Origin of the sequence: Methylobacterium sp. 37f, assembly GCF_023093475.1 — a bacterium.
Lineage (GTDB): Bacteria > Pseudomonadota > Alphaproteobacteria > Rhizobiales > Beijerinckiaceae > Methylobacterium.
Map to the genome: position 1 here is coordinate 1 of NZ_JAGHKN010000023.1, position 24,699 is coordinate 24,699.

General features: G+C 72.9%; 26 protein-coding genes and 1 pseudogene. 23 read left to right on the plus strand and 4 right to left on the minus strand.

All coding sequences use genetic code 11. From position 1 onward, the window contains the following. Positions 1-45 precede the first annotated feature (45 nt). Genes J7U37_RS15665 through J7U37_RS15685 form a run of 5 tightly spaced genes read left to right on the plus strand, consistent with a single transcriptional unit; the run spans position 46 to position 2,289 of the window. Positions 46-453, plus strand: a complete 408-nt coding sequence (locus tag J7U37_RS15665) for a phage major tail protein, TP901-1 family (RefSeq protein ID WP_056178576.1) — start codon at positions 46-48, stop codon at positions 451-453. Then, complete coding sequence (locus J7U37_RS15670; protein ID WP_247636320.1) at positions 453-776, plus strand: gene transfer agent family protein; 324 nt, start codon at positions 453-455, stop codon at positions 774-776. Before J7U37_RS15665 ends, J7U37_RS15670 begins: the two co-directional genes overlap by 1 nt. Beyond that, positions 773-991, plus strand: a complete 219-nt coding sequence (locus tag J7U37_RS15675) for a phage tail assembly chaperone (RefSeq protein WP_247636321.1) — start codon at positions 773-775, stop codon at positions 989-991. Before J7U37_RS15670 ends, J7U37_RS15675 begins: the two co-directional genes overlap by 4 nt. A gap of 16 nt (positions 992-1,007) precedes the next feature. Continuing rightward, positions 1,008-1,604, plus strand: coding sequence for a phage tail tape measure protein (locus tag J7U37_RS15680; protein WP_247636322.1), 597 nt, complete (start codon positions 1,008-1,010; stop codon positions 1,602-1,604). A 31-nt stretch (positions 1,605-1,635) separates the two neighbouring features. Next, complete coding sequence (locus J7U37_RS15685) at positions 1,636-2,289, plus strand: DUF2460 domain-containing protein (protein ID WP_247636323.1); 654 nt, start codon at positions 1,636-1,638, stop codon at positions 2,287-2,289. Here the strand turns inward: J7U37_RS15685 and J7U37_RS15690 are convergent. After that, a complete protein-coding gene (locus J7U37_RS15690) occupies positions 2,270-3,211 on the minus strand; it encodes a pyridoxamine 5'-phosphate oxidase family protein (protein ID WP_247636324.1) in 942 nt (313 codons plus the stop codon). The two genes, J7U37_RS15685 and J7U37_RS15690, sit on opposite strands and share 20 nt — an antisense overlap. Before the next feature lie 325 nt (positions 3,212-3,536). Then, positions 3,537-4,151: a glutathione S-transferase gene (locus tag J7U37_RS15695; protein ID WP_247636325.1), complete on the minus strand. Its 615-nt coding sequence runs from the start codon at positions 4,149-4,151 to the stop codon at positions 3,537-3,539. 134 nt (positions 4,152-4,285) lie between these two features. Between J7U37_RS15695 and J7U37_RS15700 the strand changes: the two genes are divergently transcribed. From J7U37_RS15700 to J7U37_RS15720, 5 genes are read left to right on the plus strand one after another with little or no spacing between them, the layout of a single operon-like run. After that, positions 4,286-5,194: a LysR family transcriptional regulator gene (locus tag J7U37_RS15700; protein WP_056178557.1), complete on the plus strand. Its 909-nt coding sequence runs from the start codon at positions 4,286-4,288 to the stop codon at positions 5,192-5,194. 12 nt (positions 5,195-5,206) lie between these two features. Further along, positions 5,207-6,118 (plus strand): DUF2163 domain-containing protein, encoded by a 912-nt coding sequence (locus J7U37_RS15705; RefSeq protein ID WP_247636326.1) that lies wholly within the window; start codon positions 5,207-5,209, stop codon positions 6,116-6,118. A gap of 8 nt (positions 6,119-6,126) precedes the next feature. Next, positions 6,127-6,588 carry an NlpC/P60 family protein gene (locus J7U37_RS15710; RefSeq protein ID WP_056178551.1) on the plus strand — a complete coding sequence of 154 codons (462 nt, stop codon included), beginning with the start codon at positions 6,127-6,129 and terminating at the stop codon, positions 6,586-6,588. 41 nt (positions 6,589-6,629) lie between these two features. Beyond that, entirely contained in the window at positions 6,630-10,523 is a 3,894-nt protein-coding gene (locus tag J7U37_RS15715) for a glycoside hydrolase/phage tail family protein (RefSeq protein WP_247636327.1), read from the plus strand. A 50-nt stretch (positions 10,524-10,573) separates the two neighbouring features. Continuing rightward, positions 10,574-12,094: a DUF2793 domain-containing protein gene (locus tag J7U37_RS15720; protein ID WP_247636328.1), complete on the plus strand. Its 1,521-nt coding sequence runs from the start codon at positions 10,574-10,576 to the stop codon at positions 12,092-12,094. A 48-nt stretch (positions 12,095-12,142) separates the two neighbouring features. Here the strand turns inward: J7U37_RS15720 and J7U37_RS15725 are convergent, their stop codons facing one another. Then, complete coding sequence (locus J7U37_RS15725) at positions 12,143-12,343, minus strand: hypothetical protein (RefSeq protein ID WP_247636329.1); 201 nt, start codon at positions 12,341-12,343, stop codon at positions 12,143-12,145. Positions 12,344-12,464: 121 nt separating this feature from the next. Here J7U37_RS15725 and J7U37_RS15730 point away from each other — a divergent pair, with 121 nt between their 5' ends. The 6 genes from J7U37_RS15730 (at position 12,465) to J7U37_RS15755 (ending at position 15,782) form a co-directional block, all read left to right on the plus strand. Continuing rightward, on the plus strand, positions 12,465-13,169 hold the full coding sequence (locus J7U37_RS15730) for a lysozyme (RefSeq protein ID WP_247636330.1): 705 nt from the start codon (positions 12,465-12,467) through the stop codon (positions 13,167-13,169). Positions 13,170-13,243: 74 nt separating this feature from the next. Beyond that, positions 13,244-13,771: a hypothetical protein gene (locus J7U37_RS15735; protein WP_056178542.1), complete on the plus strand. Its 528-nt coding sequence runs from the start codon at positions 13,244-13,246 to the stop codon at positions 13,769-13,771. 141 nt (positions 13,772-13,912) lie between these two features. Next, positions 13,913-14,260 (plus strand): hypothetical protein, encoded by a 348-nt coding sequence (locus J7U37_RS15740; RefSeq protein ID WP_247636331.1) that lies wholly within the window; start codon positions 13,913-13,915, stop codon positions 14,258-14,260. 9 nt (positions 14,261-14,269) lie between these two features. After that, entirely contained in the window at positions 14,270-14,476 is a 207-nt protein-coding gene (locus tag J7U37_RS15745; protein WP_247636332.1) for a hypothetical protein, read from the plus strand. Positions 14,477-14,646: 170 nt separating this feature from the next. After that, entirely contained in the window at positions 14,647-15,018 is a 372-nt protein-coding gene (locus J7U37_RS15750) for a PepSY domain-containing protein (RefSeq protein ID WP_056178533.1), read from the plus strand. Between the two features lie 86 nt (positions 15,019-15,104). After that, positions 15,105-15,782 carry a response regulator transcription factor gene (locus J7U37_RS15755; protein WP_056178530.1) on the plus strand — a complete coding sequence of 226 codons (678 nt, stop codon included), beginning with the start codon at positions 15,105-15,107 and terminating at the stop codon, positions 15,780-15,782. A gap of 2 nt (positions 15,783-15,784) precedes the next feature. Here J7U37_RS15755 and J7U37_RS15760 read toward each other — a convergent pair whose 3' ends face one another. Continuing rightward, on the minus strand, positions 15,785-15,973 hold the full coding sequence (locus J7U37_RS15760; protein WP_247636333.1) for a hypothetical protein: 189 nt from the start codon (positions 15,971-15,973) through the stop codon (positions 15,785-15,787). Positions 15,974-16,344: 371 nt separating this feature from the next. On the opposite strand from J7U37_RS15760, the gene J7U37_RS15765 reads away from it, so the two are divergent. The 7 genes and pseudogenes from J7U37_RS15765 (at position 16,345) to J7U37_RS15795 (ending at position 24,627) form a co-directional block, all read left to right on the plus strand. Then, a complete protein-coding gene (locus tag J7U37_RS15765) occupies positions 16,345-17,763 on the plus strand; it encodes a sensor histidine kinase (RefSeq protein ID WP_056179889.1) in 1,419 nt (472 codons plus the stop codon). 167 nt (positions 17,764-17,930) lie between these two features. Further along, a complete protein-coding gene (ccmI, locus tag J7U37_RS15770; protein WP_056483475.1) occupies positions 17,931-19,415 on the plus strand; it encodes a c-type cytochrome biogenesis protein CcmI in 1,485 nt (494 codons plus the stop codon). A 236-nt stretch (positions 19,416-19,651) separates the two neighbouring features. Then, positions 19,652-20,083: pseudogene (ccmE, locus tag J7U37_RS15775) on the plus strand (cytochrome c maturation protein CcmE); the annotation flags it as partial. Between the two features lie 238 nt (positions 20,084-20,321). Beyond that, a complete protein-coding gene (locus J7U37_RS15780; protein WP_056178517.1) occupies positions 20,322-22,325 on the plus strand; it encodes a heme lyase CcmF/NrfE family subunit in 2,004 nt (667 codons plus the stop codon). Continuing rightward, positions 22,322-22,792, plus strand: a complete 471-nt coding sequence (locus J7U37_RS15785) for a cytochrome c-type biogenesis protein (RefSeq protein WP_247636335.1) — start codon at positions 22,322-22,324, stop codon at positions 22,790-22,792. Before J7U37_RS15780 ends, J7U37_RS15785 begins: the two co-directional genes overlap by 4 nt. A gap of 138 nt (positions 22,793-22,930) precedes the next feature. Then, positions 22,931-23,629 carry a DUF1007 family protein gene (locus J7U37_RS15790; RefSeq protein WP_247636336.1) on the plus strand — a complete coding sequence of 233 codons (699 nt, stop codon included), beginning with the start codon at positions 22,931-22,933 and terminating at the stop codon, positions 23,627-23,629. Further along, positions 23,620-24,627, plus strand: a complete 1,008-nt coding sequence (locus J7U37_RS15795) for a nickel transporter (protein ID WP_247636337.1) — start codon at positions 23,620-23,622, stop codon at positions 24,625-24,627. The genes J7U37_RS15790 and J7U37_RS15795 overlap by 10 nt, the downstream gene beginning before the upstream one ends. The last annotated feature ends 72 nt before the right edge of the window (positions 24,628-24,699 follow it).

Below are 24,699 nucleotides of genomic sequence, written 5' to 3' on the forward strand. Positions count from 1 at the left end.
GATCCCCCCTCCCCCTCGCCCCCCTCGAACATCCGGAGCTGAACCATGGCAGCGCAACGCGGCAAGGACCTGCTCATCCGCATCGCCAACGGCGGCGCCTTCCTGGCCGTGGCGGGCCTGCGCGCCCGCCAGATCGCCTTCAACGCCGAGGCCGTCGACGTGACCAACGCCGATTCCGCCGGGCGCTGGCGCGAACTCCTGGCCGGGGCGGGGGTGCGCCGCGCCGCCGTCTCGGGCGCGGGCGTCTTCCGCGACGAGGCCTCGGATGCCCGCCTGCGGCAGGTGTTCTTCGACGGCACGCTGGAGACCTACCAGATCGTGGTGCCGGGCTTCGGCACCCTGGAGGGAGCGTTCCAGATCGCCAGCCTCGAATATCGCGGCGACCATGCCGGCGAGGTGACCTTCGACATGGCCCTCGACTCGGCCGGCCCCCTCGCCTTCACGGCCGCCTGATGGCCAACCGCAGGCGCGGCGAGGTGGCGCTCGCCCTCGGAACGGAGCGCTACACCCTCTGCCTCACCCTGGGCGCGCTCGCCGAACTCGAGGATGCCCTGGGTGCCGCCGACCTCACCGACCTCGCGGCCCGCCTCGGCGAGGGCCACCTCAAGAGCCGCGACCTCATCGCGCTGCTCGGCGCGGCCCTGCGGGGCGGCGGCCACGACCTCGACGCCTCCGCGGTGGCGGACCTGCCGCTGGCCGGCGACCTGGAGACGATGGGCACGGCCATCGGGGCGGTGCTGGCCGCCGCCTTCGGGGAGAGCCCCGACCACCCTTGAATCCCACGGGCGGGACGGCGCCGGAGCCCCCCTCCGCCTTCCCGTGGGACGAGGCGCTGGCGCTCGGTCTCGGGCGTCTGCACTGGCGCCCGCGCGATTTCTGGCGTGCCACGCCGCGCGAATTGATGGCCGCCGCCGGCCTGTCCGGCCCCCGGGCCGCCCTCGACGCGACCGGCCTGCGCGACCTGATCGACCGCTATCCCGATCCCCCCTGAGCCGAGAGAATCCGCCATGACCGACACCGAACCCGGGAGCGGCACCGCCGCCCGTGCCGACACCGCCCGGGTCAAGCAACTGGAGACCCTCGACAAGCTCGCCCAGAATTTCGGCCAGAGCCTCTCGAAAGCGCTGACCGGCAATGTCGGGGCCGGGCGCCAGCTCGACAGCGTCCTGGGCAGCCTGACCACCAAGCTCTCGGACGTGGCGCTCAAGGCGGCCCTCAGCCCGGTGAAGGCCGGCATCACCCGGCTGGTCAACGGGCTGATGGGCGCGGGCGCCGGGGCGGCCGGGGGCGAGGCCGCCTTCGCCCGCGGCGGGGTGGTGGCGCAGGGCCGGGTGCGCCCGTTCGCGGCGGGCGGCGTGGTGGCGGCCCCGACCTACTTCCCGATGCGCGACGGCCTCGGCCTGATGGGCGAGGCCGGGCCGGAGGCGATCCTGCCGCTGAAGCGCGGCAGCGACGGCCGCCTCGGCGTCGCCGCCGGCGCCCAGGCCGCGAGCCCCATCACCGTCAACATCGCGACGCCCGACCTCGAGAGCTTCCGCCGCTCCGAGGCGCAGGTGGCCGCCGGCCTCGCCCGCGCGGTGGCGCGGGGCCGGCGCGGTCTGTGAGCGGGCGGGGCAGGAATCGCAGGAGCGCATCATGGCCATCGAACCGCCGAGCGACTTCCACGAGGTCCGCTTTCCCCTCGACGTCGCCCTGCGCGGCAGCGGGGGGCCGAGCCGCCTCACCGAGATCGTCACCCTGGCCTCGGGCCGCGAGCACCGCAACAGCCGCTGGGCCGATTCGCGCCGGCGCTACGATGCCGGCTTCGGCATCCGCACCCTCGATGCGCTGCACGCGGTGCTGAGCTTCTTCGAGGAGCGGCGCGGCCGGCTCTACGGCTTCCGCTACCGCGACCGGGTCGATGCGCGTTCGGGGCCGCCCTCCGGCCCGATCGCCGCCACCGACCAGTTTCTCGGGCTCGGCGACGGGACCACGCGGGTGTTCCAGCTCGCCAAGACCTACGGCACCGGCCCGATGCCCTATCGCCGGATCATCGCCAAGCCGGTGGCCGAGAGCGTGCGGGTGGCGGTGGACGGCGTCGCGGTGGCGCCCGCCCAGGTCGTCTGCGACGGCACCACCGGGCGTCTCACCTTCGCGGCCGACGCGGTGCCGGGCGCAGGCCTCCGGGTCACCGCGGGCTTCACCTTCGACGTGCCGGTCCGCTTCGACACCGACGATCTTACCATCGACCTGTCGGCCTTCAGCGCCGGCGAGATCCCGAAGGTGCCGCTCATCGAGATCGTGCCGTAGCCGGCGCAGCAAAGCGCAGCGGCCACGCGCCCGGACGCCGGATCACCGTGCGGGGGGCGAAGCGCCACAGGCGCTCGGCGCCGGGGAAGTCCGCACAGTCGGGGGCATCGAGGATCACCGTGGGGCGGCCGGTCATCTGCAGCAGGTCGCCGCTGGCGAAGTCGATGACCAGGAGCCCGGCGCGCGGATTGGCCAGCATGTTGCCCAGCGTGTTGAAGAAGCGGTTGCCGGCGTAATCCGGCATGCTCAGCACGCCGTCCGATCCGACCCGGACGAAGCCGGCCGGGCCGCCGCGATGCGAGACGTCGACCTGCCGCGTCCCGTCCGCGCCCACCGCGTAGCTGGCGACGAACATCGTCTCCGCGCCTTCGATCAGCGCGCGGGCGCGCGCATCGAGGTGATCCGACACCTGGGCGGCAACCGGCGCCGCCGGGACCGGCTCCGGGGCGGTCCGAACCCGGATGTATTGCGGGCAATTGCCGAAGCTCTGCGCCACGCGGATCGCGAAGCCCTCCGGCCGGTGGCACGCCACGGTGCCGTTGAGGCGGTTGCGCCGCCGGGTGGCGAGGTCGATGCCGAGGAGCCCGATGGCGGCGCCGTCCGCCAGCCCGCCCTCGGCGGGATCGTCGGGCAGGGGCGCCGCCCGCACCCGCAGGTGCTCGGCATCGGGGGCGTCGAGGAAGCCCGGCGCCCCGGTCCGCACCGTCGCCCAGGCCTCGCCGGCCGGGTCGACCGTGCCCAGCACCACGAAGGGCAGATGCGCGTAGAAGGCGCGGTGCTGGTCGATCAGGTGGTCGCGGATCACCCGGGGACCGAGCTCGGCCATCCGCCCGGCGACCCCGACATGCGCCTGGATCGCGACCTCGCCCGGATGCCAGGGCCCGGCGGGGTGGGTCTCCGAGCGCGCGTTGGGGAGGGACATGGGGAATCTCCCGAGATTGAGCTTGATCATGATCCGATGAAAGGGTTCGGCGGGATTGGGCACTCCGCCTCCTGACCGGCGCGGTGACGGCGGACGGCACCACAGGGTCTTTCCGGGGCGCCACAGATGAGCCCGGCCCCGAAGGGGCGCGCCGGCGGCGTGCGATCCAGAGCCGCCGACGGCATAACATCTTGCACCGTAAGACAGTCGCCAGGCTCCGCTGCGCGGCCCCGGGATGACGGGGTGCTGTGCGCGTGTTTCCCAGAGGACGAGTCGGATCCGCGCCAGCTTGCGACCGTTCGGAGCCAACCACCTGCCGGGACGGTCAGGCGGCGCGCAGGCCGGCCGGAGTTTGGGGGAACAGCACGAAGCCCGGCAGGGCCTCGATACGGGCGAGCCAGGCGCGGACCTGCGCATAGGGGGCGAGGTCGACGTTCCCCTCGGGTGCGCCGGCGACGTAGCTGTAGAGCGCCACGTCCGCGACGGTGGGGCGGTCGCCGGCGAGCCAGGGCCGGTCTGCGAGTTCGGCCTCGACGCGGCCGAGGATGGCGTGGGCACGGGCGATGACCTCCGCGGCGTCGAAGGTGGCGCCGAACAGGGTGACCAGGCGAGCCGCCGCCGGCCCGAAGGCGATGGGGCCGGCCGCCACCGAGAGCCAGCGCTGCACCCGCGCCGCGCCGGCCGCATCCTCCGGCAGCCAGTCGGTACGGCCGAGGCGCTTGGCGAGGTAGACCAGGATGGCGTTGGAATCCGGGACGACCGTGTCGCCGTCGACGAGCACCGGCACCTGCCCGAAGGGATTGAGCGTCAGGAAGTCCGGCGCCCTGTGCTCGCCCCGGGCGAGGTCGACCTCGACGAGGTCGCAGGGCTGGCCGACCAGGTACAGGAACAGCCGGGCCCGGTGGGCGTGACCTGACAGGGCAAAGTGGAACAGCTTCATGGGAGATCTCCTGTCGGGCCGGAGCGTCGGCGACATCCGCATTCAAGATCCTGCGCCGGACCAGGAGAATGCTCTTTCTCCGGAAGCCACCGTTCCGCAAAATGGAATAATATGACCATCGGGGAGGCGCAGGCATGGATCGGTGGCAGGCGATGCGGGTCTTCGTCCGGGTTGCGGAGGGCGGGGGCTTCGCCGCGGCCGCGCGCCAGCTCGCCATGAGCCCGCCCGCCGTGACCCGGGCGGTGGCGGCCCTCGAGGACCGGATCGGCACGCGGCTGCTGACGCGGACCACCCGCTCGGTGAAGCTCACCGAGGCGGGCGGGCGCTACCTGGAGGATTGCCGGCGCATCCTGGCGGAGATCGAGGAGGCGGAGGCCGCCGCGGCAGGGTCCTACGCCACGCCGTCCGGCACGCTCACCGTCACCGCGCCGGTGCAGTTCGGCCGCCTCTACGTGCTGCCCGTGATCACCGACTACCTCGCGCGCCATGCCGCCGTCTCCGCCCGCGCCCTGTTCCTCGACCGGGTGATCAACCTGATCGACGAGGGGGCCGATGTCGGCGTCCGCATCGGTCCGCTCGCCGATTCCGGGCTCACGGCGGTCCGGGTCGGCGCCGTCCGCCGGGTGCTCTGCGCCGCGCCGGGCTATCTCGAGCGGCACGGCCAGCCAGCGACCCTGCGGGACCTTCGCCACCACGCCGTCATCGGCTCGGCGAGCCAGGGGCTCGGGGCGGACGGACGCTTCGGCCCCGAGCCGGGGACGGCCGTCGCCCTGCGGTCCCGGCTGAGCTGCAACACCATCGATTCCGTCCTGGCGGCCGCGCTGGCAGGCCAGGGCATCGCGCAATTGCTGTCCTATCAGGTCGCGCCGGCCCTGGCCGAGGGGCGCCTGCGCCTCGTGCTCGAGGATCCGGCCGCCGCCGCGATGCCGGTCCATGTGGTGAGCCCGGAGGGGCGCCGGGCCCCCGCGAAGGTGCGTGCCTTCATCGACCTCGCCGTGGCGCGCCTCCGGGCCGATCCGCGGGTGAACCCGACCCATTCCTGAGGAGGTTGGACCATGCGCGATCTGCCCCCCGACCTCGCCGCGCATCTCGCCGGCGGGGCCACCACCCTGTGCCATGCCTGGGCGCTGAGCCGGCGCGACGGTGCCCGCCTCGGCTTCACCGACCACGACCGCGACCTCACCTTCGGCGGCCTGACCTACGCCGCCCGGTCCGGGCTGGAGGCCGCCGAGGCCAGCGCCGAACTCGGCTTCGCCATCGGGGGCGGCGAGGTGGCGGGCGCCCTCTCGGCCCTCGGCCTCACCGACGCCGACATCGCGGGCGGGCTCTACGACGGGGCCTCGGTGGAGACCTGGCTGGTGGATTGGAGCCGACCGGAGACGCGGATCCTCCTCGATATCGGCACCATCGGCGAGGTGCGCCGGGCCGGCACCGCCTTCGTGGCAGAACTGCGCGGGCTGATGGACCAGCTCGACGCCGAGCGGGGCAGGACCTATCGCGCCACCTGCGGCGCCGATCTCGGCGATGCCCGATGCCGCGTGAATCTCGCCGACGCGCGCGTTTCCACCACCGGGACGGTAAGTGCCGTGCCGGAACCGGGCACGCTCGGCGTGACCCTGGCGGGCGTGTTCGCGCCCGGCTGGTTCACCGGGGGGCGGCTGACCTGGACCAGCGGCACCCAGGTCGGCCAGGAGGGCGACATCCGCGAACAGGCCGACATTCAGGACCGCACCGGCGACGCGAGGGCGATCCGGCTCGACCTGTGGCAGGCGCCGGCCCGCCCGGTGGCGCCCGGCGACCGGTTCCGCCTCCATGCGGGCTGCGACAAGCGCCTCGCCACCTGCCGCGAGAAATTCGCCAACGTGCCGAATTTCCAGGGCTTCCCGCACCTGCCGGGCAACGACTTCGTGCTGCGCCCCGTCCCGGGCTCCGGCCCGGGCCTCGACGGCGGCAGCCTGTTCCGGTGAGGCACACCATGACGCCTGAAACGGGGATGACGCCCGGGACGATCGTCCTCCTGGCGCGCGGCTGGATCGGCACGCCCTATCGCCATCAGGCCTCGCTGAAGGGCGTCGGCTGCGACTGCCTCGGGCTGCTGCGCGGGGTCTGGCGCGAGGCGTTCGGATCGGAGCCGGAGGCCGCCCCGGCCTACGGCGCATCCTGGGCGGAATCGGCCCCGCCCGGCACCGATCCGCTGGCGGAGGCGGCCGGGCGCCACCTCGCGCCGGTTGCCCGCGCCGAGCCGCGGGCCGGCGACGTGCTGCTGTTCCGGTTTCGCGCCCACCTGCCGGCCCGGCACTGCGCCCTCGCGTCGGGCGCCGGCACGATGATCCACGCCCATGACGGCGCCGTCGTCACGGAGGTGGCCCTGACGGGCTGGTGGCGGCGCCACCTCGCCCACGTCTTCCGCTTCCCGATTTCGGGAGACGGAGGCTAGCCGCACCGCCCCCGCTCTCGCCCCCTCTTCCGGAGTCCGCCATGGCCACGCTGATCCTGCAAACCGCCGGGGCGGCGGCCGGTACGGTGCTGGGTGGCCCGATCGGCGGGATCATCGGCGGCGCCCTCGGGACGATGGCGGGGTCGGGCCTCGACGCGGCCCTGCTGGGGGGCCTCGCAGGGGGACGCACCGTCGAGGGGCCGCGCCTGTCGGACGTGGCGGGCCTGAGCTCGACCGAGGGCGAGCCGATCCCGCGCGTCTACGGCCGGGCCCAGATCGGCGGCACCCTGATCTGGGCGACGCGGCCCCTGGAGGTGGCGAGCACGGGTGCCGTCACGGCCGCCGGCGGCAAGGCGATCGGGGGCGGCAAGGTCAAGCGCACCGCCTATGCCTACTTCGTCGATCTCGCCATCGGCCTGTGCGAGGGCCCGGTGGCGGGCGTCCGGCGGGTCTGGGCGGACGGGCGCGAGATCGACCTGACCACCGTCGCCCTGCGGTTGCATCGCGGCGCGGCGGACCAGGAGCCCGACCCGCTCATCGTCGCCAAGGAGGGGCCTGAAAACGCGCCGGCCTATCGGGGCCTCGCCTACGTGGTGTTCGAGCGGCTGGCGCTCGCCGAATTCGGCAACCGGATTCCGCAATTCGCCTTCGAGGTGCTGCGCCCGGTGGCGGGCCTCGCCGGGATGATCCGGGCGGTCTGCCTCATCCCCGGCTCCACCGAGTTCGGCCTCGATCCGCTCCGCGTCACCGAGGAGGCCGGCTACGGCACCACGCGCCCCGCCAACCGGTTCCAAATGCAGGCGGGTGCCGACGTCGTCGCCTCCCTGGACGCGCTCCAGGCCCTGTGCCCGCGCCTCACCCGGGTCTCCGTGGTGGCGAGCTGGTTCGGGGACGACCTGCGCGCCGGCCGCTGCACCATCCGGCCCCGGGTCGACAACGCCGCCAAGGTCACCAGCGGCGACACCTGGGCGGTGGCGGGCCTGCGCCGCGACGCGGTCGCGCCCGTCTCGACGGCCCCGGGCGGCGGCCCGGCCTATGGCGGCACGCCCTCGGATGCGGGCCTGACCCGGCTGGTGGCGGAGCTGAATCGGCGCGGCCTCGGCGTGGTGCTCTACCCCTTCGTGATGATGGATGTCGCCGCCGACAACGCGCTGCTGGACCCGCGCGACGGGCAGGCGGGGCGCCAGCCGGCCTATCCCTGGCGCGGGCGCATCACCTGCGACCCGGCTCCCGGACGGCCGGGAAGCCCCGACGGCACGGAGGCGGCCGGCGCCCAGGTGGCCGCGTTCTTCACCCAGTACCGCACCCTGGTGCTGCATTACGCCGCGCTGGCGGCCGGCTGGGCGGCGCAGGGCCTACCGCTCGCCGGCTTCATCGTGGGTAGCGAGTTCGTCGGCCTCACCCGGGTGCGGGCGGAAGCCGGGCGCTACCCCGCCGTGGAGGGATTTCGCGATCTCGCCGCCACCCTGCGCCAGCGCCTCGGCCCCGACGTCGCCCTCGTCTATGCCGCCGACTGGACCGAGTACGGCGCCGATGTGCGCGACGGGGGCGCCACCCTCCGGTTTCCCCTCGACGCCCTGTTCGCCGATCCCGCCATCGACGCGGTGGGCATCGACTACTACCCGCCCGTCACCGACTGGCGCGACGGCGCCGCCCATGCCGACCTGGCGCTGGCCGACGCCATCTACGACCCCGCCTACCTGAAGGACCGGGTCGGCGCCGGCGAGGCCTTCGACTGGTACTATGCCGACGCGGCCGACCGGGCGGCGCAGCGGCGCACGCCGATCACCGACGGGCGCTACGCCAAGCCCTGGACCTTCCGGGCCAAGGATCTGGTGGGCTGGTGGACGAACCGCCACGTGGAGCGGGACGGCGGGGTCGAGACCCGCGCGACCGCCTGGGTGCCGCGTTCGAAGCCGATCTGGCTCACCGAGATCGGCGTGCCGGCGGTGGACAAGGGCACCAACGGGCCGAACGTCTTTCCCGACCCGAAATCCGCCGAGAACGCCAGCCCGCCCGCCTCGCGCGGCACCCGCGACGACCTGATCCAGGCCCGCGGTCTCGCCGCGATCCTGGGGCGGTTCGACCCGGCCCTGCCGGGCTTCGAACCCGCCCACAACCCGGTCTCGTCCCTGTATGGCGGCCCGATGGTGCCGGCGGAGGCGATCTTCGTCTGGTGCTGGGACGCGCGACCCTACCCGGCCTTCCCGGACTTCGACAGCGTCTGGGCGGATGCGGGCAACTGGTCGGTGGGCCACTGGATCACCGGCCGGATCGAGGGGCTGGAACTCGACCGGCTCGTCGCCGCCATCCTGTCCGACCTCGGCATCACGGTGCCGGCGGCGATCACCGCGAACGCCTTCCTCGACGGCTACGTCATCGACCGGCCGATGTCGGCCCGGGCCGCCCTCGAGCCCCTGGCGCAGCTCTACGGCCTCGACGTCTCGGCCCAGGCCGGCGCCCTGACGATCCGGGGGCCGCGCCGGGAGGTGCCGCTGGCGATCGCGGCCGACGACCTCGTGGTGCTGCGCGAAGCCGAAGCCCCCCTCGCCCGGGTCCGGGCGGAGGAGGCGGAGCTGCCGCGCTCGCTGGAGATCGGCTTCACCGACGGCGACACCGCCGAGTACCGCCGGGCGAGCGCCGCCGCGATCCGCCCCACCGGTGCCCGCCGGCGCGAGACCCGGATGGAAGCCGCCGTGGTGACCCGGCGCGCCTGCGCCGAGGCCCTGGCGGAGGCCGCCCTCGATGCCCGCCTCGCGGCCCGGGACACCGCCCGCTTCACCTTGAGCCCGCGCCGGATCGACCTCGCGCCGGGCGACCTCCTCGCCTTGCCGGGGGAGCCCGGACCGCACCGGATCCTGCGCATCGCCGACAGCCCGCGCGGGCGCCAGATCGAGACCCGCGGCGTGCCCCTCCACGGCTGGACGCCCCGGACGGACGACCGCGCCGGGATGCGCCCCCGCCGCGCCGTGCCGGCCCTGGCCGGGCCGCCCTTCGCCGTCGCCCTCGACCTGCCGGCCGATCGCGGCAGCTCCACCGCCCTTCAGGTGCTGGCGGTGGCGGCGGACCCGTGGCCCGGGCCGGTGGCGATCTGGCGCGCCGAGGGTGAGGACGCGGCGCTCGTCCCCCACGGCTTCGTCGATCTTCCCGCCTGCCTGGGGGAGACCCTGACCGCCCTGCCCCCCGGCCCGCTCTGGCGCTTCGATCGCGGCGCCCGGCTCGATGTCCGCCTGCGCCACGCCGGCGATCTCGCCGCCATCGGCGAGGCGGCGGCGCTGGCCGGCGGCAACCTGTTCGCGGTCCGCAGCACGAGAGATGGGGCGATCGAGCTGATCGCGGCCGCCGGGGTGACGCTGATCGGGCCCGGGACTTACCGGTTGACCGGGCTCCTGCGCGGTCTGGCCGGCAGCGAGGCGCAGGCCGCCCGGGCCAGCCCCGCCGGCAGCCTGATCGTGCGCCTCGACGGGGCGGTGGTACCGCTGGTGGAACGCCTCGACGAGGCCGGACGGCCCTTCCGCTACCGCATCGGCCCGGCGACGGGCGAGCCCGCCGATCCGGCTTATGTCGCCCTGCAGGCCACGGCCGGCCTCACCGCCCTGCGCCCCTTGAGCCCCGTCCACCTGCGGGCGCAGCGGGAGCCCGAAGGCGTGCGCCTCGCCTGGATTCGCCGGACCCGGCGCGACGGGGATTCGTGGGACGCCGCCGAGATCCCGCTGGAGGAGCCCGAGGCCTACCGGGTCACGATGTTCTCGCCCGAGGGCCGGCCCCTGCGGGTTCTGACGGCGGCCGCGCCGGACCTCCTCTACCCGGCGACGGACGAGGCGGCGGATTTCGGCGGCCCCCAGGGGCGCCTCGACGTCGCGGTGGCGCAGGTCGGTCTGGCGGCGGGGGTCGGCCCCGAGACCCGCGCGCAGGTGGCGGTCGCGTCCGCCTGATCCGCCGCGACGCCGCCGGAGATTCTCGACCCTCAAGCCGGAGCCGACCGATGCCCGAGACGACCCCCAGCCTGGCGCTGCCGCTGATCGCGGCGGGTCAGGCGCAGAAGCATGTCACGCACAACGAAGCGCTGATGGGCCTCGACGCGCTGGTCCAGCTCGCCTGCCGCGACAAGGACCTCGGCGCGCCGCCGCCCACCCCCGCCGAGGGCGATCGCTACCTGGTGCTGAGCCCCAGTCCGACCGGGGCCTGGGCCGGTCTGTCTGGACAGATCGCCCGCTTCCAGGATGGGCGCTGGAGCGGCCTCGCGCCCAAGCCCGGCTGGCTCGCCTGGATGCTCGACGAGGACGAACTCTACGCCTTCACGGCAACCGGATGGATCGGACTCCGCTCCGCTCCGAAGCTGCTCCAGAACCTGACGCGCCTCGGCATCGGCACCACGGCCGACGCCGCCAATCCGTTCGCCGCCAAGCTGAACACCGCCCTCTGGACCGCCCTGACGACGGCGGAGGGCGGCACCGGGGACCTGCGCTACACCCTGAACAAGCAGGCCGCCGGCAACATCCTGTCCCTGCTGTTCCAGAGCGCCTTCACGGGGCGTGCCGAGATCGGACTGTCCGGCAACGACGATTTCGCGATCAAGGTCGCGCCCGACACGGGCGGGTTTCGCGAGGCGCTGCGGATCGACCGGGCATCGGGCCGGGTCGATCTCAAGGGGCCGATGCCAAGCCCGCTCCTCGGCGCGCCCGCCCTGCGCCTGACCCAGGATCTCGCCACGGACGGCAGCCTGCTGGGGGGCGGCCTGACCGTGCAGGCCACCAGCGGCGGCACTCCCTGGCCCCTGGCGGGCCTTGCCGGCACGATGGGCACGGCCGGCGCGTCGAGCGGGTATCCGGGCGGCCTCGCGATCTTCGTGAAGCCGGCGGACGGCGCGCGCCCCGGCACCCTGCGCGAGGTGGCGCGCTTCGGCCCGGACGGCAATCTCGGCCTCGGCACCAGCGCCACCCTGACGACGAAGCTCGGGGTGGCGGGCATCATCGCCCACACGGCCGACAACACCTGGAGCCTCGGCACCCCGGCCCTGCGCGCCGCGGTGCTGTATGCCGGCACGGGCGCGATCAACACCTCGGATGCCCGCGAGAAGACGCCCGTCGTTCCCCTGGCCGAGGCCGAGATCGCGGCGGCGCGCGCGCTCGCCCGGGAGATCGGCACCTTCCGGTTCCTTGAAGCGCTGGCGCGCAAGGGCGCCGGGGCACGCCGACATGTCGGCCTGACCGTGCAGCGGGCGACGGCGATCCTCGAAGCCCATGGCCTCGACCCGTTCGCCTACGGCTTCCTGTGTCGCGACGCGTGGCCGGCCGTGCCGCCCCGGCCGGCGATCCCCGCCTCCACCGCCGAGGTCGATGCGGCGGGCGCCGAGATCGTCGCGGCCGTTCCGGCGGAGGACGCGGTGCCGGGCCGCGCCGCCGGGGAGCGCTACGGCTTCCGCACGGACGAGCTGCTGCTGTTCCTGGCCCGGGGCCTCGAAGCGCGGCTCACCGCCCTGGAAGCCGCCCCGAAAGGGGCCTGACCGAAGGGAGCCTGACCGCAAGGGGCCTCGCCATCCCTCCCGCGCCCCTCAGCGCAGGTAGCCCGCCGCCCGCAGGTCGGCCTCGACGGCGGCGCACAGATCGGTGAGCGGATTGTCGTTCTCAGCCGGGGGCGGGGCCAGGGACCGCATGGACGGGAAGGTCCGGTCGAGCGCCGGCGCGGCCCCGCCGCCGGACCGGTCCTGCCCACCTGATTTCTGCCTCAAAGCATCCGAGATGAGCTTTCGCAACACATCCCCCTCCTGATCCCGCGTCGGAATCAGTTGTCGCGTAGAGATTCCGGCAAATCAACCGGAACTTCTGCGCTCATCACTTCAGTGCTCTCTCACTTTCATCATCCGGAGACGCGGCATGACCCTCAGTGCCATCGGCGAAGCCGTGCTCATCGCCCGCGAAGGCCGGCGCTTAAGCGCCTATCGCGACAGCGTCGGCGTCTGGACCATCGGGATCGGGCACACTTCGGCGGCGGGTCCGCCCCTGGTGACGCCGGGCCTTCGCCTGACCGAAGCGGCTTGCGACGCGCTCTTCCGCCGCGACGTCGCCCGCTACATCCAGGCCGTCGCCACGGCGGTCGGCGACGATCTGCCGGACCACGCCTTCGACGCCCTGGTCTCGCTCTGCTTCAACATCGGGCCGACGGCCTTCGCACGCTCCACCGTGGTCCGACGCCTGAAGGTCGGCGACCGCGACGGCGCGGCCAAGGCGTTCCTGCTCTGGAACCGTCCGGCGGAGCTGATCCCGCGACGCGGCGCCGAGGTCGACCAGTTCCGCACGCCCTATGCCGAGGCCCTGCCCCGGGCGCGACGGGGCGATGCGGCGGCGATTCCCCTGCCCAACGCCGCCACCCCGCCGCTGCCGACCGCGCGCCGGACCGTGCCGCGCCTGCCATTGTTGCCCCGAGCGCCTGCCCAGACGCCAACGAAACCTCAGGCGCCAGTCCAGCCCGAAGCACGCGTGGCGTCCAAGACTTCTGTGGCGCTCAGGGTTCCGGTGAAACCGGGCGCCCTGGCGACGCTGTGGTCGGCGGTGCGTCGCCGCCTGCGCGGCGAGGCCTGACGTCCGGCCCTCGCGCCCATCCACCTTGCTCCGCCCATCCACCGCGTCCCGCCCTGCCCCCGATGGAGTTTCCGATGATCCGTTCTCGCATCCGCCGCGCCGGCTTCCTCGCCGCCACCGGCCTCTTTCTCGTCGCGACCACGCGTCCGGGTACGGCGGCGGAGATGGCCTCCGTCGCGCTGCCCTGGGGCGACGCCGTCGCGTCCGCGATCCAGGGCCTCGGGAGCGTGCTGGTGCCGCTCGCCGTGACCGCCGCGATGGCGGCCGTAGCCCGGCTGACCGGTCCGCTGCGCCTCCTGATCACCGCCAGCCTGGTGGAACGCCTCGTCCGCAATGTCGCCGATTACGCGGTCAACGCGGTGGCGGGCGCGACCCGCGGGCAGACACTGACGGTTCCGGTCGGATCGCTGGTGATCGCGCGCGCGGTCCAGCGCGGCCTCGACGCCGCGCCGGGCTGGCTCATCCGGGCGGCCGGCGGCGGCGCGGGCCTCGGCGAGAAGGTGTTCCGCAGCCTGCCGCTGACCGAGGAGGCGACGGTCGCCAACACCCTGGTGCCGGCCCTGCGCGCAGCCGAGGTGGAAAGCCGGCGTCGGACGCCCTGACCCTGCTGAACCCGGACGCGGCAAGCCGAATGACGCGCGAGGCCGGGCGCGCGAGAGGCCGGGCGCGGAAGCCTGACGACGGCAGGACCGGGCAGGTGCAGAACCGGGCAGACGGAGGACCGGGCAGACGGAGGACCGGATTTGGAAAAGATCGCCTTCGAAGCCGCCCGGCTCCTGGTCTCGCAGGAGGGCGCCGGCTGGATCGTCGCCGTCCTCCTCGGGCTCGCCTGCATCCACCTCCACCGTCAATCCTTGCGCGTGCAGGAGGCGCGCCTCGGCGACATCGGTGCGACCGCGACCGCCCTGGAACGGGCCTCGCAGACCAACGCCGCCGTGGCGGCCGCCCTCGAAAGCCGAACCCGCGTGCTCGAAGACCTGTCGCGGCTGGCGACCGAGACCGCACGCAACGTCGAGCGCAACGACGCCCGCGCCCGGGAGAAGCTGGACGACATCCTGCGCCGTCTCGCCGAGACCCGGCCCCGATCCTGAGGACGTCCCATGGACCGCATCGCCCATCTCCTGCACGGACGCCGGGACCGCCGCCGGGCGGCAACCCTGCGCTTGTGCGCTGCCCGAATTCGCTTCGACCGCTCGGCGGCGGCCGTGCGCCGCGCCGCGCGCGACCATATCGACGGTCACGCCGTGGCCGGAACGCGCCTGCGCATGGCTCTCGCCCGCCTTTTGGCCCTGGCCGGGACGGGCTGAGCACCGGGTCGGACCGCACAGGAACCGAATGGCCGAGGTTATGCTTGGGGTTGTGCCGAGCAGGGTCGGGGGTTGAGCCGGACCAGGCTTGCCGGGTCGCCCTCGGCCCGACCCCGGCGCGCGCTGGCATTCAGGGCGCATTCAGTGCCTCCCCCCTAGACTGTTCCCACATGCGCATCCTCCTCGCCCTGTTGCTGATCGGACTGACCGTCGCGGGCTTCGCGACGGGTTCGATCGACACGTTCGCGGAGGAGACCACGACCGGCACCAGCTCGGTCGCGGCCCCCTTGGTCGCGATCCCCCGCAGCGAGACCTGCCTCAGTCCGGCGGATCTGCGCGAAGCGGTGGCCGACAAGCGGGTGATCGCCCCGGTGGCGGCCATCCGCGCCGCCCGGCAGGTGATTCCTCGGGCGGAGATCCAGCGCGCGCGCCTGTGCCGGCAGGACGAGACCCTCGTCTACCTGCTCACGGCTCTGCGCCGGGACGGACAGTTCGTTCACGTCATCGTGGATGCGACCACGGGGCAGGTCAGCGGTCCGTGACGCCGTTTCGCCGCCGGCCGGAGACGGCTAACGTGCGCTGCGCGCCGACCCGCGGGTTCGGGCCATCATCGTAGGAGTTCGATACCGTGCGGTTGCTCGTCGTGGAGGATGACCGGGACATCAACCGGCAGGTGGTCAACGCCCTGGAGGAGGCCGGCTACGTCGCCGACAAAGCCTTCGACGGCGAGGAAGGCGGCTATCTCGGTGAGAGCGAGCCCTACGACGCCATCATTCTCGACATGGGCCTGCCCAAGACCGATGGCGTCAGCGTGCTGCAGAAGTGGCGCCGGGCCGGGATCAAGACCCCCGTCATCATCCTGACCGCCCGCGACCGCTGGTCCGACAAGGTCGACGGCTTCGATGCGGGGGCCGACGACTACGTGACCAAGCCGTTCCACATGGAGGAGCTGATGGCCCGCGTGCGCGCCCTGCTGCGGCGCGCGGCTGGCCATGCCACCAGCCAGATCGCCTGTGGGCCGGTGGTGCTCGACACCCGCTCGGGCCGGGTCTTCGTGGACGGCAACCCGGTCAAGCTGACGAGCCACGAGTACCGCCTGCTCTCCTACCTGATGCACCATACCGGCCGGGTGGTCTCGCGCGCCGAGCTGACCGAGCATCTCTACGACCAGGATTTCGACCGCGATTCCAACACCATCGAGGTCTTCGTCGGCCGCCTGCGCAAGAAGCTCGCGGTCGACCTGATCCAGACCGTCCGGGGCCTCGGCTACCTCGTCGACCCGAACCAGCCGGTGGCGCGGGGGTGATGTCAGGGGCGCGGGCTCATCGCGAGGCGCCTGCCCTTGATCCGCGTCTGCATGGGCGCAAGCACGAGGGCGACGATGCAGCTTTCGTCCGCGGGCTTTCGCGAGATCACCAGGACGGCGGGCCGATCCGTCTGCGCCGCCGTTTGACCGTCGCGGTCCTCGTTCGACCAGAGGAAGGCGTAGCGGATCACGGTTCCGGCGATCGGCGGCTCACCCGGGATCATCGTCCGCGGCCCGCGCTAATCCGGGTCCGTCAGTCCCCCTGGAACCTTGGCGCTCAAGATCGCGTCGGCGATGTCGTCCGGGATGTCGTCGACCGTGGATGAGCTTGAACAGGTTCATGCCGCGCTCGCACGCAAACAATTATCGCGAACTACCCGTAGATTACGGAAAACCCGCAACAGGCGAGGTGAGACATCCGGCTCGGCGCAGGCTATGATTTGACCGTCGGCGATCTGAAATCGGTTCAGGTCGCCAGCGGTCACGCCACCATCATCGACCGCGACGATTTCCCTTCCAATCTGTAGCTCAGACCTGCAGCCGTGGCGTAGACTTGGTCCACATGATCCCCTCCCCGTCCTGGCTGCCCATGCGCCGCCGCTCGATCGCGGTGCGCCTCGCCACCTCGGCGCTGCTGGCGAGTTCGGCGATCCTGCTGATCGCCGCCTGGATCCTGACCACCCTGTACCGCGAGAACACCGAGCGGGCCTTCGACAGCCGCCTGCTGGTCTATGCCAACAATCTCGCCACCGATCTCGTCTCGCCCAACGACCCGGAGAGCCGGTCCTTCACCTTGAGCGATCCGCGCTTCGACCTGCCCCTGTCGGGCTGGTACTGGCAGATCGGGCGCCCCGACGCGAAGCCGCGCGACCTGCGCACCTCACGCTCCCTGGTGGGCGTGCCCCTGAAGGCCGCCGCCACCTCCGACAGCAAGGCGGGCATCGGCCAGATCCGCCAGGGCTACGGCCGGGCCCAGGACGAGCGCCGCCTGCGCATCATCGAGCGCGACGTCGATATCGGGGAGGACGGCCGCTACACCGTGCGGGTGGCCGGCCCCGCCGACGAGATCGAGAACGACGTCGACCGCTTCCGCTTCTCGCTGATGGTCACCTTCGGGCTGCTCGGCCTGTCACTGGCGCTCACCACCCTGCTGCAGATCCGCTTCGGCCTCGCGCCGCTGGCCAAGCTGCGCACGGCGCTGGGTGCCATCCGGCGGGGTGAATCGGACCGCATCACCGGCGAGTACCCGCGCGACATCGCCCCCCTGGCGGGCGAGGTGAACCTGCTGATCGAGACCAACCGGGAGATCCTGGAGCGGGCGCGGACGCAGGTCGGCAACCTCGCACACGCCCTCAAGACCCCGCTCTCGATCATCGTCAACGAGGTCGGCGCCGCCGATGCGCCCGGTGACCTCGCGGCCAAGATCCGCGAACAGGCGGCGGTGATGCGCGACCAGGTCAACTACCATCTCGACCGCGCCCGGGCGGCGGCCCTGGCCGGCACCCTCGGCACCTCGACGGAGGTGGAGCCGGCGCTGGCCGGTCTGGTCCGCACCTTCGGCAAGATCTACCGCGACAAGGATATCGCCTACGAGGTCCATGTGCCGCCCGGCCTGCGCTTCCGGGGCGAACGCCAGGATTTCGAGGAGATGATCGGCAATCTCGTCGACAACGCCTCGAAATGGGCGCACGGCCGCGTCGCGATCCGGGCCGAGGCGGTCGGCAAGGACGATTATCCCCACCTTCTGGTGGCGATCGAGGACGATGGCCCCGGCCTCGCCCCGGACGATCGGGCCGCGGTCCTCGGGCGCGGCCGGCGCCTCGACGAGTCGAAGCCCGGCTCGGGCCTCGGCCTCTCGATCGTAGCCGATCTCGCGGCCCTCTACCGCGGCCGCTTCCGCCTGGAGGAGGCCGCGCTCGGCGGATTGCGGGCGGTGATCGAGGTGCCGGGGGACGCGCCGGCGGGCATCGTCCCACACTGACCCGCCGGACTGGGGCGGCCGGACTGGGGCGGATTGATCCGCCCGGCATATCCGCTAGGGTTGCGCGCTCCCCCGAAGGGCTGCGCGTGACACCGTGTCGCCCGACGCCTGCATCGTGCTGGCGGGAACCCGCGTCTACATGCAAGCGGGGCAGCGTTCGGGGCGTGATGACGGCACTTTGGTTCATACTGGCGGTCATGACGGGTGCCGCGGTGTTCGCCCTGCTCTGGCCGATGTCGCGCCGGGCCAATCCCGCCGCCCCGCCCGAGGCCGGCGGTCTCGCCACCGAGACCGGGTTCTACGAGGATCAGCTCCGCGAGATCGAGCGTGACCAGGCCCGGGGCCTGATCGCCGCACCCGAGGCGGAGGCCGCCCGCACCGAGGCGGCCCGTCGCCTGCTGCGCGCCAACCGCGCCGGCGTTCCGGCGGCGCAGGACATCGCCGAGCCGGCCCTGCGCCAGCGCCGGGCGGCCTCGGCGTTCGCCCTCTCAACCATCCCGCTCGTCGCCCTTATCGCGTACGGCCTCTACGGCTCGCCGCACATGCCGGCCCAGGGCCAGGCCGAGCGCTCGGCCGCCCAGACCGGCGACCAGGATCTCCTCAAGGCGATCGGCCAGATCGAAGCCCGGCTCGCGGCCGATCCGACCGACGGGCGCGGCTGGTCGGTGCTCGCCCCCGTCTACATGCGGATGGGCCGGTTCGACGACGCCGCCCACGCCTACGAGGCGGCCGCCCGCCTCCTCGGTGAGACGCCGCAGCGCCTGTCCGATTGGGGCGAGGCCCTGGTGGCGGGCAGCAACGGCGCCGTCACACCCCAGGCCAAGGCGATCTTCCAGCGCGCGGTCGACCTCGATGCTCAGGCGGCCAAGCCGCGCTTCTACCTGGCGCGCGGCGCCGAACTCGACGGCGACATCCCGGAAGCGATCCGGCGCCTGCAGGCCATGGCCGAGGCTGCCCCCGCGGATGCGCCCTGGTTGCCCCTCGTGCGCGAAAACCTCGCCCGACTGAAGGGCGAAGCGGCCCCGGCCTCCCCTGACTCCGATCGCGCCGCCGCACTCCAGGCGCTGCCGCCGGCGAGCCGCGACGGCGCCATCCGGGCCATGGTCGACAGCCTCGACAAGCGCCTCGCCGACCGGGGCGGCACGCTCGAGGACTGGCTGCGGCTGGTGCGCTCCTACGGGGTGCTCAAGGAGACCGACAAGGCGGCCGCCGCCCTCGAGCGGGCGCGCAAGGCCCTGGCCGACGAGCCGGAGGCCAAGAATCACCTGGACGAGATGGCGCGCGAGATCGCCCTCGGGGCGAATGCCGCGCCGGTCGCGCCGGCGGCCAACCCGGACGAGGCGGGGCGCGCCGGGACCGAGGCCGCCGTGGCGGCCGTCAAGGCGATGCCGGCGGCCGAGCGCGATGCCGCGATCCGTGGCATGGTGGCGGGCCTCGACCGCCGCCTGGCCTCCAAGGGCGGCAGCATCGACGATTGGCTGCGCCTCGTGCGCTCCTACAGCGCCCTCGGGGAGCGCGACAAGGCGGCTCAGACCCTCGACCGGGCCCGCATGGCGCTCAGCCCCGATCCCGGAGCGATCGAGCGTCTCGATGAATTGTCGCGCGAACTTCAGCTTCGCCCTCAGGCACCCCGGCCGGCGCCCAAACCCTGACATCGCAACCCGCCGATACCTCAACCCACGGACGTCCCGATACGGGCTCGGGGCTGCGCCGGAGCCGCGCTGCCCCTGACAATCGGTCCCGGCCCCGGCCCTTGACCGCGCCAGTCACTCGGCCGACACCGTGAGCCACCGGATTTTATCCTGGATCACGTCCACCGGACTGCAACGCCGGCGGGGCACACCCTTCCCGCCGCACCGCCCCGAGCCACCGAACCGGACCCCTTTCCGTGACACGCAAGAGCCGCCGCCTGATCCTGATCGCCGCCTGCGGTGCCGTGCTGGCCCTGGCGCTCGGCCTGATCCTGTCAGCCATGAGCGGATCGATCGTGTTCTTCCGCTCGCCCACCGAGGTGGCCTCCCAGGCGGTGACGCCGGGAACGCGCTTCCGCTTGGGCGGCCTCGTCAAGGACGGCTCCCTTCAGCGCGGGCCGGACCAGACCGTGGATTTCTCGGTGACGGACACCAACGCCACCGTGCAGGTGCAGTATCGCGGCCTGCTGCCGGATCTGTTCCGCGAGGGCCAGGGCGTGGTGGCCGAGGGCACGCTGCAGCCCGGCGGTATCTTCCGCGCCGATACGGTGCTGGCCAAGCACGACGAATCCTACATGCCGCGCGAGGTCGCCGATGCGCTGAAGGCGCAGGGCCGTTGGCAGGAGGGCAAGGGCATGGTCGACAAGGGCGTGGTCGACAAGGGTATGGTCGACAAACCCAGGCCGGCCGCCGAGGCCAAGCCTTCGGTGGGGGACAAGACCCTCGGTCAGCGCAGCGAGCGATGATGCGCCGCCGCGTCCAACATCTCGCCTCGCGACCCTCCGCTTTTCGACTCTTCGCCTCTCGACCCTTCGCCTCTCGACCCTTCGCCCCTCGGTCACTCTTTCCCGGAAGGACACCCCAGCCTTGCTGATCGAGGTCGGCCATTTCGCGCTGGCGCTGGCGCTGGCCCTGTCCCTGGTTCAGGCGGTGATGCCGGTCTGGGCCGCGCGTTCCGGCGACCAGGCCCTGCGGGCGGTGGCCACGCCGGCGGCGCTGGGCGCCTTCGCCTGCATCCTGTTCAGCTTCGGCGCGCTGACCTACGCCCATGCCACGTCGGATTTCTCGGTCCAGAACGTGATCGAGAACTCGCACACCACGAAGCCCTTCCTCTACAAGATCTCCGGCGTCTGGGGGAACCATGAGGGCTCGATGCTGCTCTGGGTCCTGATCCTGGCCCTGTTCGGAGCCCTGGTGGCGGTGGCGCGCGATTCGGTGCCCCCGACCCTGCGGGCCAACACCCTCGCGGTGCAGGGCCTGATCACCTTCGTGTTCGTGCTCTTCATCATCACGACCTCGAACCCGTTCACCCGGGTGAGCCCGGCCCCGGCCGAGGGCAACGACCTCAACCCGTTGCTGCAGGATTTCGGCCTCGCGGTGCATCCGCCGCTGCTCTACGTCGGCTATGTCGGCTTCTCGATCACCTTCGCGTTCGCCATCGCGGCGCTGATCGAGGGCCGCATCGACGCCGTCTGGGCGCGGGCCGTGCGGCCCTGGACGCTGACCGCCTGGAGTTTCCTGACGCTCGGAATCGCGATGGGCTCGTACTGGGCCTATTACGAGCTCGGCTGGGGCGGCTGGTGGTTCTGGGACCCGGTCGAGAACGCCTCGCTGATGCCCTGGCTCGCCGGCACCGCCCTGCTGCACTCCACCGTCGTCATGGAGAAGCGCGACGCCCTGAAGGTGTGGACGGTGCTGCTCGCCATCCTGACCTTCTCGCTCTCGCTGCTCGGCACCTTCATCGTGCGCTCGGGCGTGCTGACCTCGGTCCACACCTTCGCCACCGACCCGACCCGCGGCGTGTTCATCCTCGCCATCCTGATCCTGTTCATCGGCGGCTCGTTCACGCTCTTCGCCTGGCGGGCCCCGATGCTGCGCCAGGGCGGCATCTTCGCGCCGATCTCCCGCGAGGGCGCGCTGGTGATGAACAACCTGTTCCTGGCCGCCGCCTGCGCGACGGTGTTCGTCGGAACGCTCTACCCGCTGTTGCTGGAGATGCTGACCGGCGAGAAGATCTCGGTGGGACCGCCCTTCTTCAACTACACCTTCATTCCCCTGGCGATCCCCCTGCTGCTCATCGTGCCCTTCGGCCAGACCCTGGCGTGGAAGCGTGGCGACGTGCACGCGGCGACGCAGCGCCTGTTCGCGGCCCTGGCCGTCGCCCTGGTGATCGGACTCGCCGTCCTGGCCCTGACCTGGGGCGGACCGATGATGGCCCCGGTCGGCATCGGCCTCGGCGCCTACCTCGTGGTCGGCTCCGCCATGGAGATCGTCTCGCGGGCCCGCGGCTATGGCGCCAATCGCACCCGGGGCGCCGCCGCGATCTGGCGCCGCGCCGCCGGCCTGCCGCGCTCGGCCTGGGGCACGGCCCTGGCCCATGCGGGCGTCGGCGTGGTGGTCCTCGGCATCGCCGCCCAAGGCTGGGCGACGGAAGGCCTGAAGACCCTGAAGCCCGGCGAATCCCTGGCGTCCGGCCCCTACGTGGCCACCCTCGACCGGGTCGGCCCGCGCGCCGGCGAGAACTACGCCGAGACCGCCGCCTTCCTCACCATCCGCAATACCGGCGGCGACTTCATCGGGACGGTGGAGACCGGCAAACGGTTCTATCCGAGCCGCAAGATGACGGTGACCGAATCCGGCCTGCTGACCATCGGGGCGAGCCAGGTCTATGCCAGCCTCGGCGAGGTGCTGCCCGAGGGCGCCATCGGCCTGCGGCTGTACTACAAGCCCCTCGTGCTGCTGATCTGGCTCGGGGCGGTGGTGATGGCGCTCGGCGGCGCGGTGTCGCTGACCGACCGGCGCATGCGGGTCGGCGCCCCGGCGCGGGCGAAGGCCAAGGCGCTGCCCCCCGGCATGGCGCCCGCCGAATGAGCCGCGCGCCCGCCAGACGCGCGGCCGTCGCGCTCGCCCTCTTGCTCGCAGCCGCGGGCGGCGCCCGCGCGGTTCAGCCGGACGAGGTCCTCAAGGACCCTGTGATGGAGGCGCGGGCACGGGACATCTCGTCGGGCCTGCGCTGCCTCGTATGCCAGAATCAGTCCATCGACGATTCCGATGCGCCCCTGGCTCGGGATCTGCGCCTCATCGTGCGCGAGCGCCTGAAGGCGGGAGACGACGACGCGCAGGTGCAGTCCTACGTGGTCGGGCGCTACGGCGAATACGTGCTCCTGCGCCCGGTCTTTGCCCTGCACACCCTGCTGCTCTGGCTCACCCCGATCGCAGTGGTGATCCTCGGACTGTTCGGTCTCTGGCGCCTGTCGCGCCGCCGGGTGGAGTCGGCCCCCGAAGGCCTCAGCGCCGCCGAGCAGGCCGAGATCACCGCGCTGACCCGGCGGGACTGATCGGAGGCCGCCCCCACGGCCTCCCGGTCCGGCGCCTCGCTTTCGCCCCACTGACCCCGGAGACATCGGATCGCGCAGAGCCACGCGGTCAGCGCCTGTTAACGATGTCTTCACCTTAAGTCGCGAGCGTCCCGTGCCATGCCGATCGCGTCGCCGTTCCGCCTCCTGACCCTCTGCGGGCTGACGCTCGCGGCGTCCGGCCTCGCCACGCCGAGCCTTGCCCATCCGCACGTCTGGGTGACGACCAAGGCCGAAATTGCCTATGGCGAAGGCGGGCGGGTGACGGGCATCCGGCACGCCTGGAGCTTCGACGCCTCCTACTCGGCCTTCGTCACGCAGGGGCTCGACGCCAACAAGGACGGCAAGCTCACGCCTGACGAACTCGCCGGCCTCGCCGCCGAGAACACCGCCAATCTCGCCGAATTCGCCTACTTCACCAAGATGAAGGTCGGCGGCAAGGAACAGGCCTTCGCCGATCCAATCGAGCCCCGCATGGTCATGGAGGGCGACAAGCTCACGCTGAGCTTTCTGCTGCCCCTCAAGACGCCCGTGGCGCAGGGCCGCGGCGTCACCGCCCTGGAGGTCTACGATCCGACCTTCTTCGTCTCGTTCGCCCTGGCGGAGGGCAGCGATGCGGCCCGCCTCGCCGGAGCGCCAGCCGGGTGCGCCGCCACGGTGACGCGCCCGAAGACCGATCCGGGAGCGGACGGCAGATCTGCGGACGGCAAAACGGCGGATGCCAAGCCGGGGATGTCGGAAGCCTTCTTCGAGGCCCTGACCTCGGCCTCCAATTACGGGCTCCAATTCGCCAACCGGGTCATCGTCGCGTGTCCGTAGGCACCGCCCTCGAGACCGGATCGCCCCGGTCCGCCCGGCGTCTCGGCCGACAGGCGCTCCTCGCCCTCGGGGCGGTGGTGGCGGCGACACTCATCGTCACCGGCCTCGTCTGGCTGGTGAGCCCCGAGATGCGGGCGCCGGCGCCGCGCTCCCCCTTCGGGATCGGCTTTCGCGAGGCCGCCCCTGCCGCCACCGGCCTCGGCGGCTGGATCCTCGCCCTGCAATCGAGCTTTTCGCGCAGCCTTCAGGCCTCGGTCCAGGCGCTGAAGCAGGACGGCCCCTGGGGGCCGATGATGCTGCTGGGCTTCAGCTACGGCGTCTTCCACGCCGCTGGCCCGGGCCACGGCAAGGCGGTGATCGCCGGCTACATCGTCGCCGGCGAGCGAGCCCTGACGCGCGGCTTCACCCTGAGCTTCGCCGCTGCCCTGCTGCAGGCGCTCGTGGCCATCGCCCTCGTGGGGATCGGCACGCTGGTGCTCGGCGCCACCGCCGCGGGCATGACCCGCGCCGGCACGGTGATCGAGACCGTCAGTTTCGCCCTGGTGGCCCTCCTCGGCCTCAGCGTCACCTGGCGCAAGGCCGGGCGGCTCGCCGGGCTCGGGAACGCCGCCTGCGCGCCCGATTGCGGGCACGTCCACCTCACCGACGCGACCGCCCTCGCACGCCTCCACACCTGGCGCGAGCGGGCCGGGGTGGTGCTGGCAGCCGGCACGCGTCCGTGTGCCGGGGCCGTCCTGATCCTGGTCTTCTCCGCCTCGCAGGGCCTGCTTGCCGCCGGCATCGCCGCGACCTTCGCGATGGCGCTCGGCACCGCCCTGACCACGGGCGCGCTCGCCAGCCTCGCGGTCTTCGCCAAGGCCTTCGCCCTTCGGCTCGCGGGCGGACGCGGCCAGGCTGGCGCCCGCGCGGTCGGGACGCTCGAACTCCTGGCGGGCGCCTTCGTGCTGGTGCTCGGCCTCGCCATGCTGGCCGGGCTCGCGGCCAATCTCGGCGGCTGAAGGCGGGGGGCGCTCGTCAACCTCTCTCGTGAAGCTCTCTCGCCAAGCCCTGTGCGACGTGCCAGTCTCCCG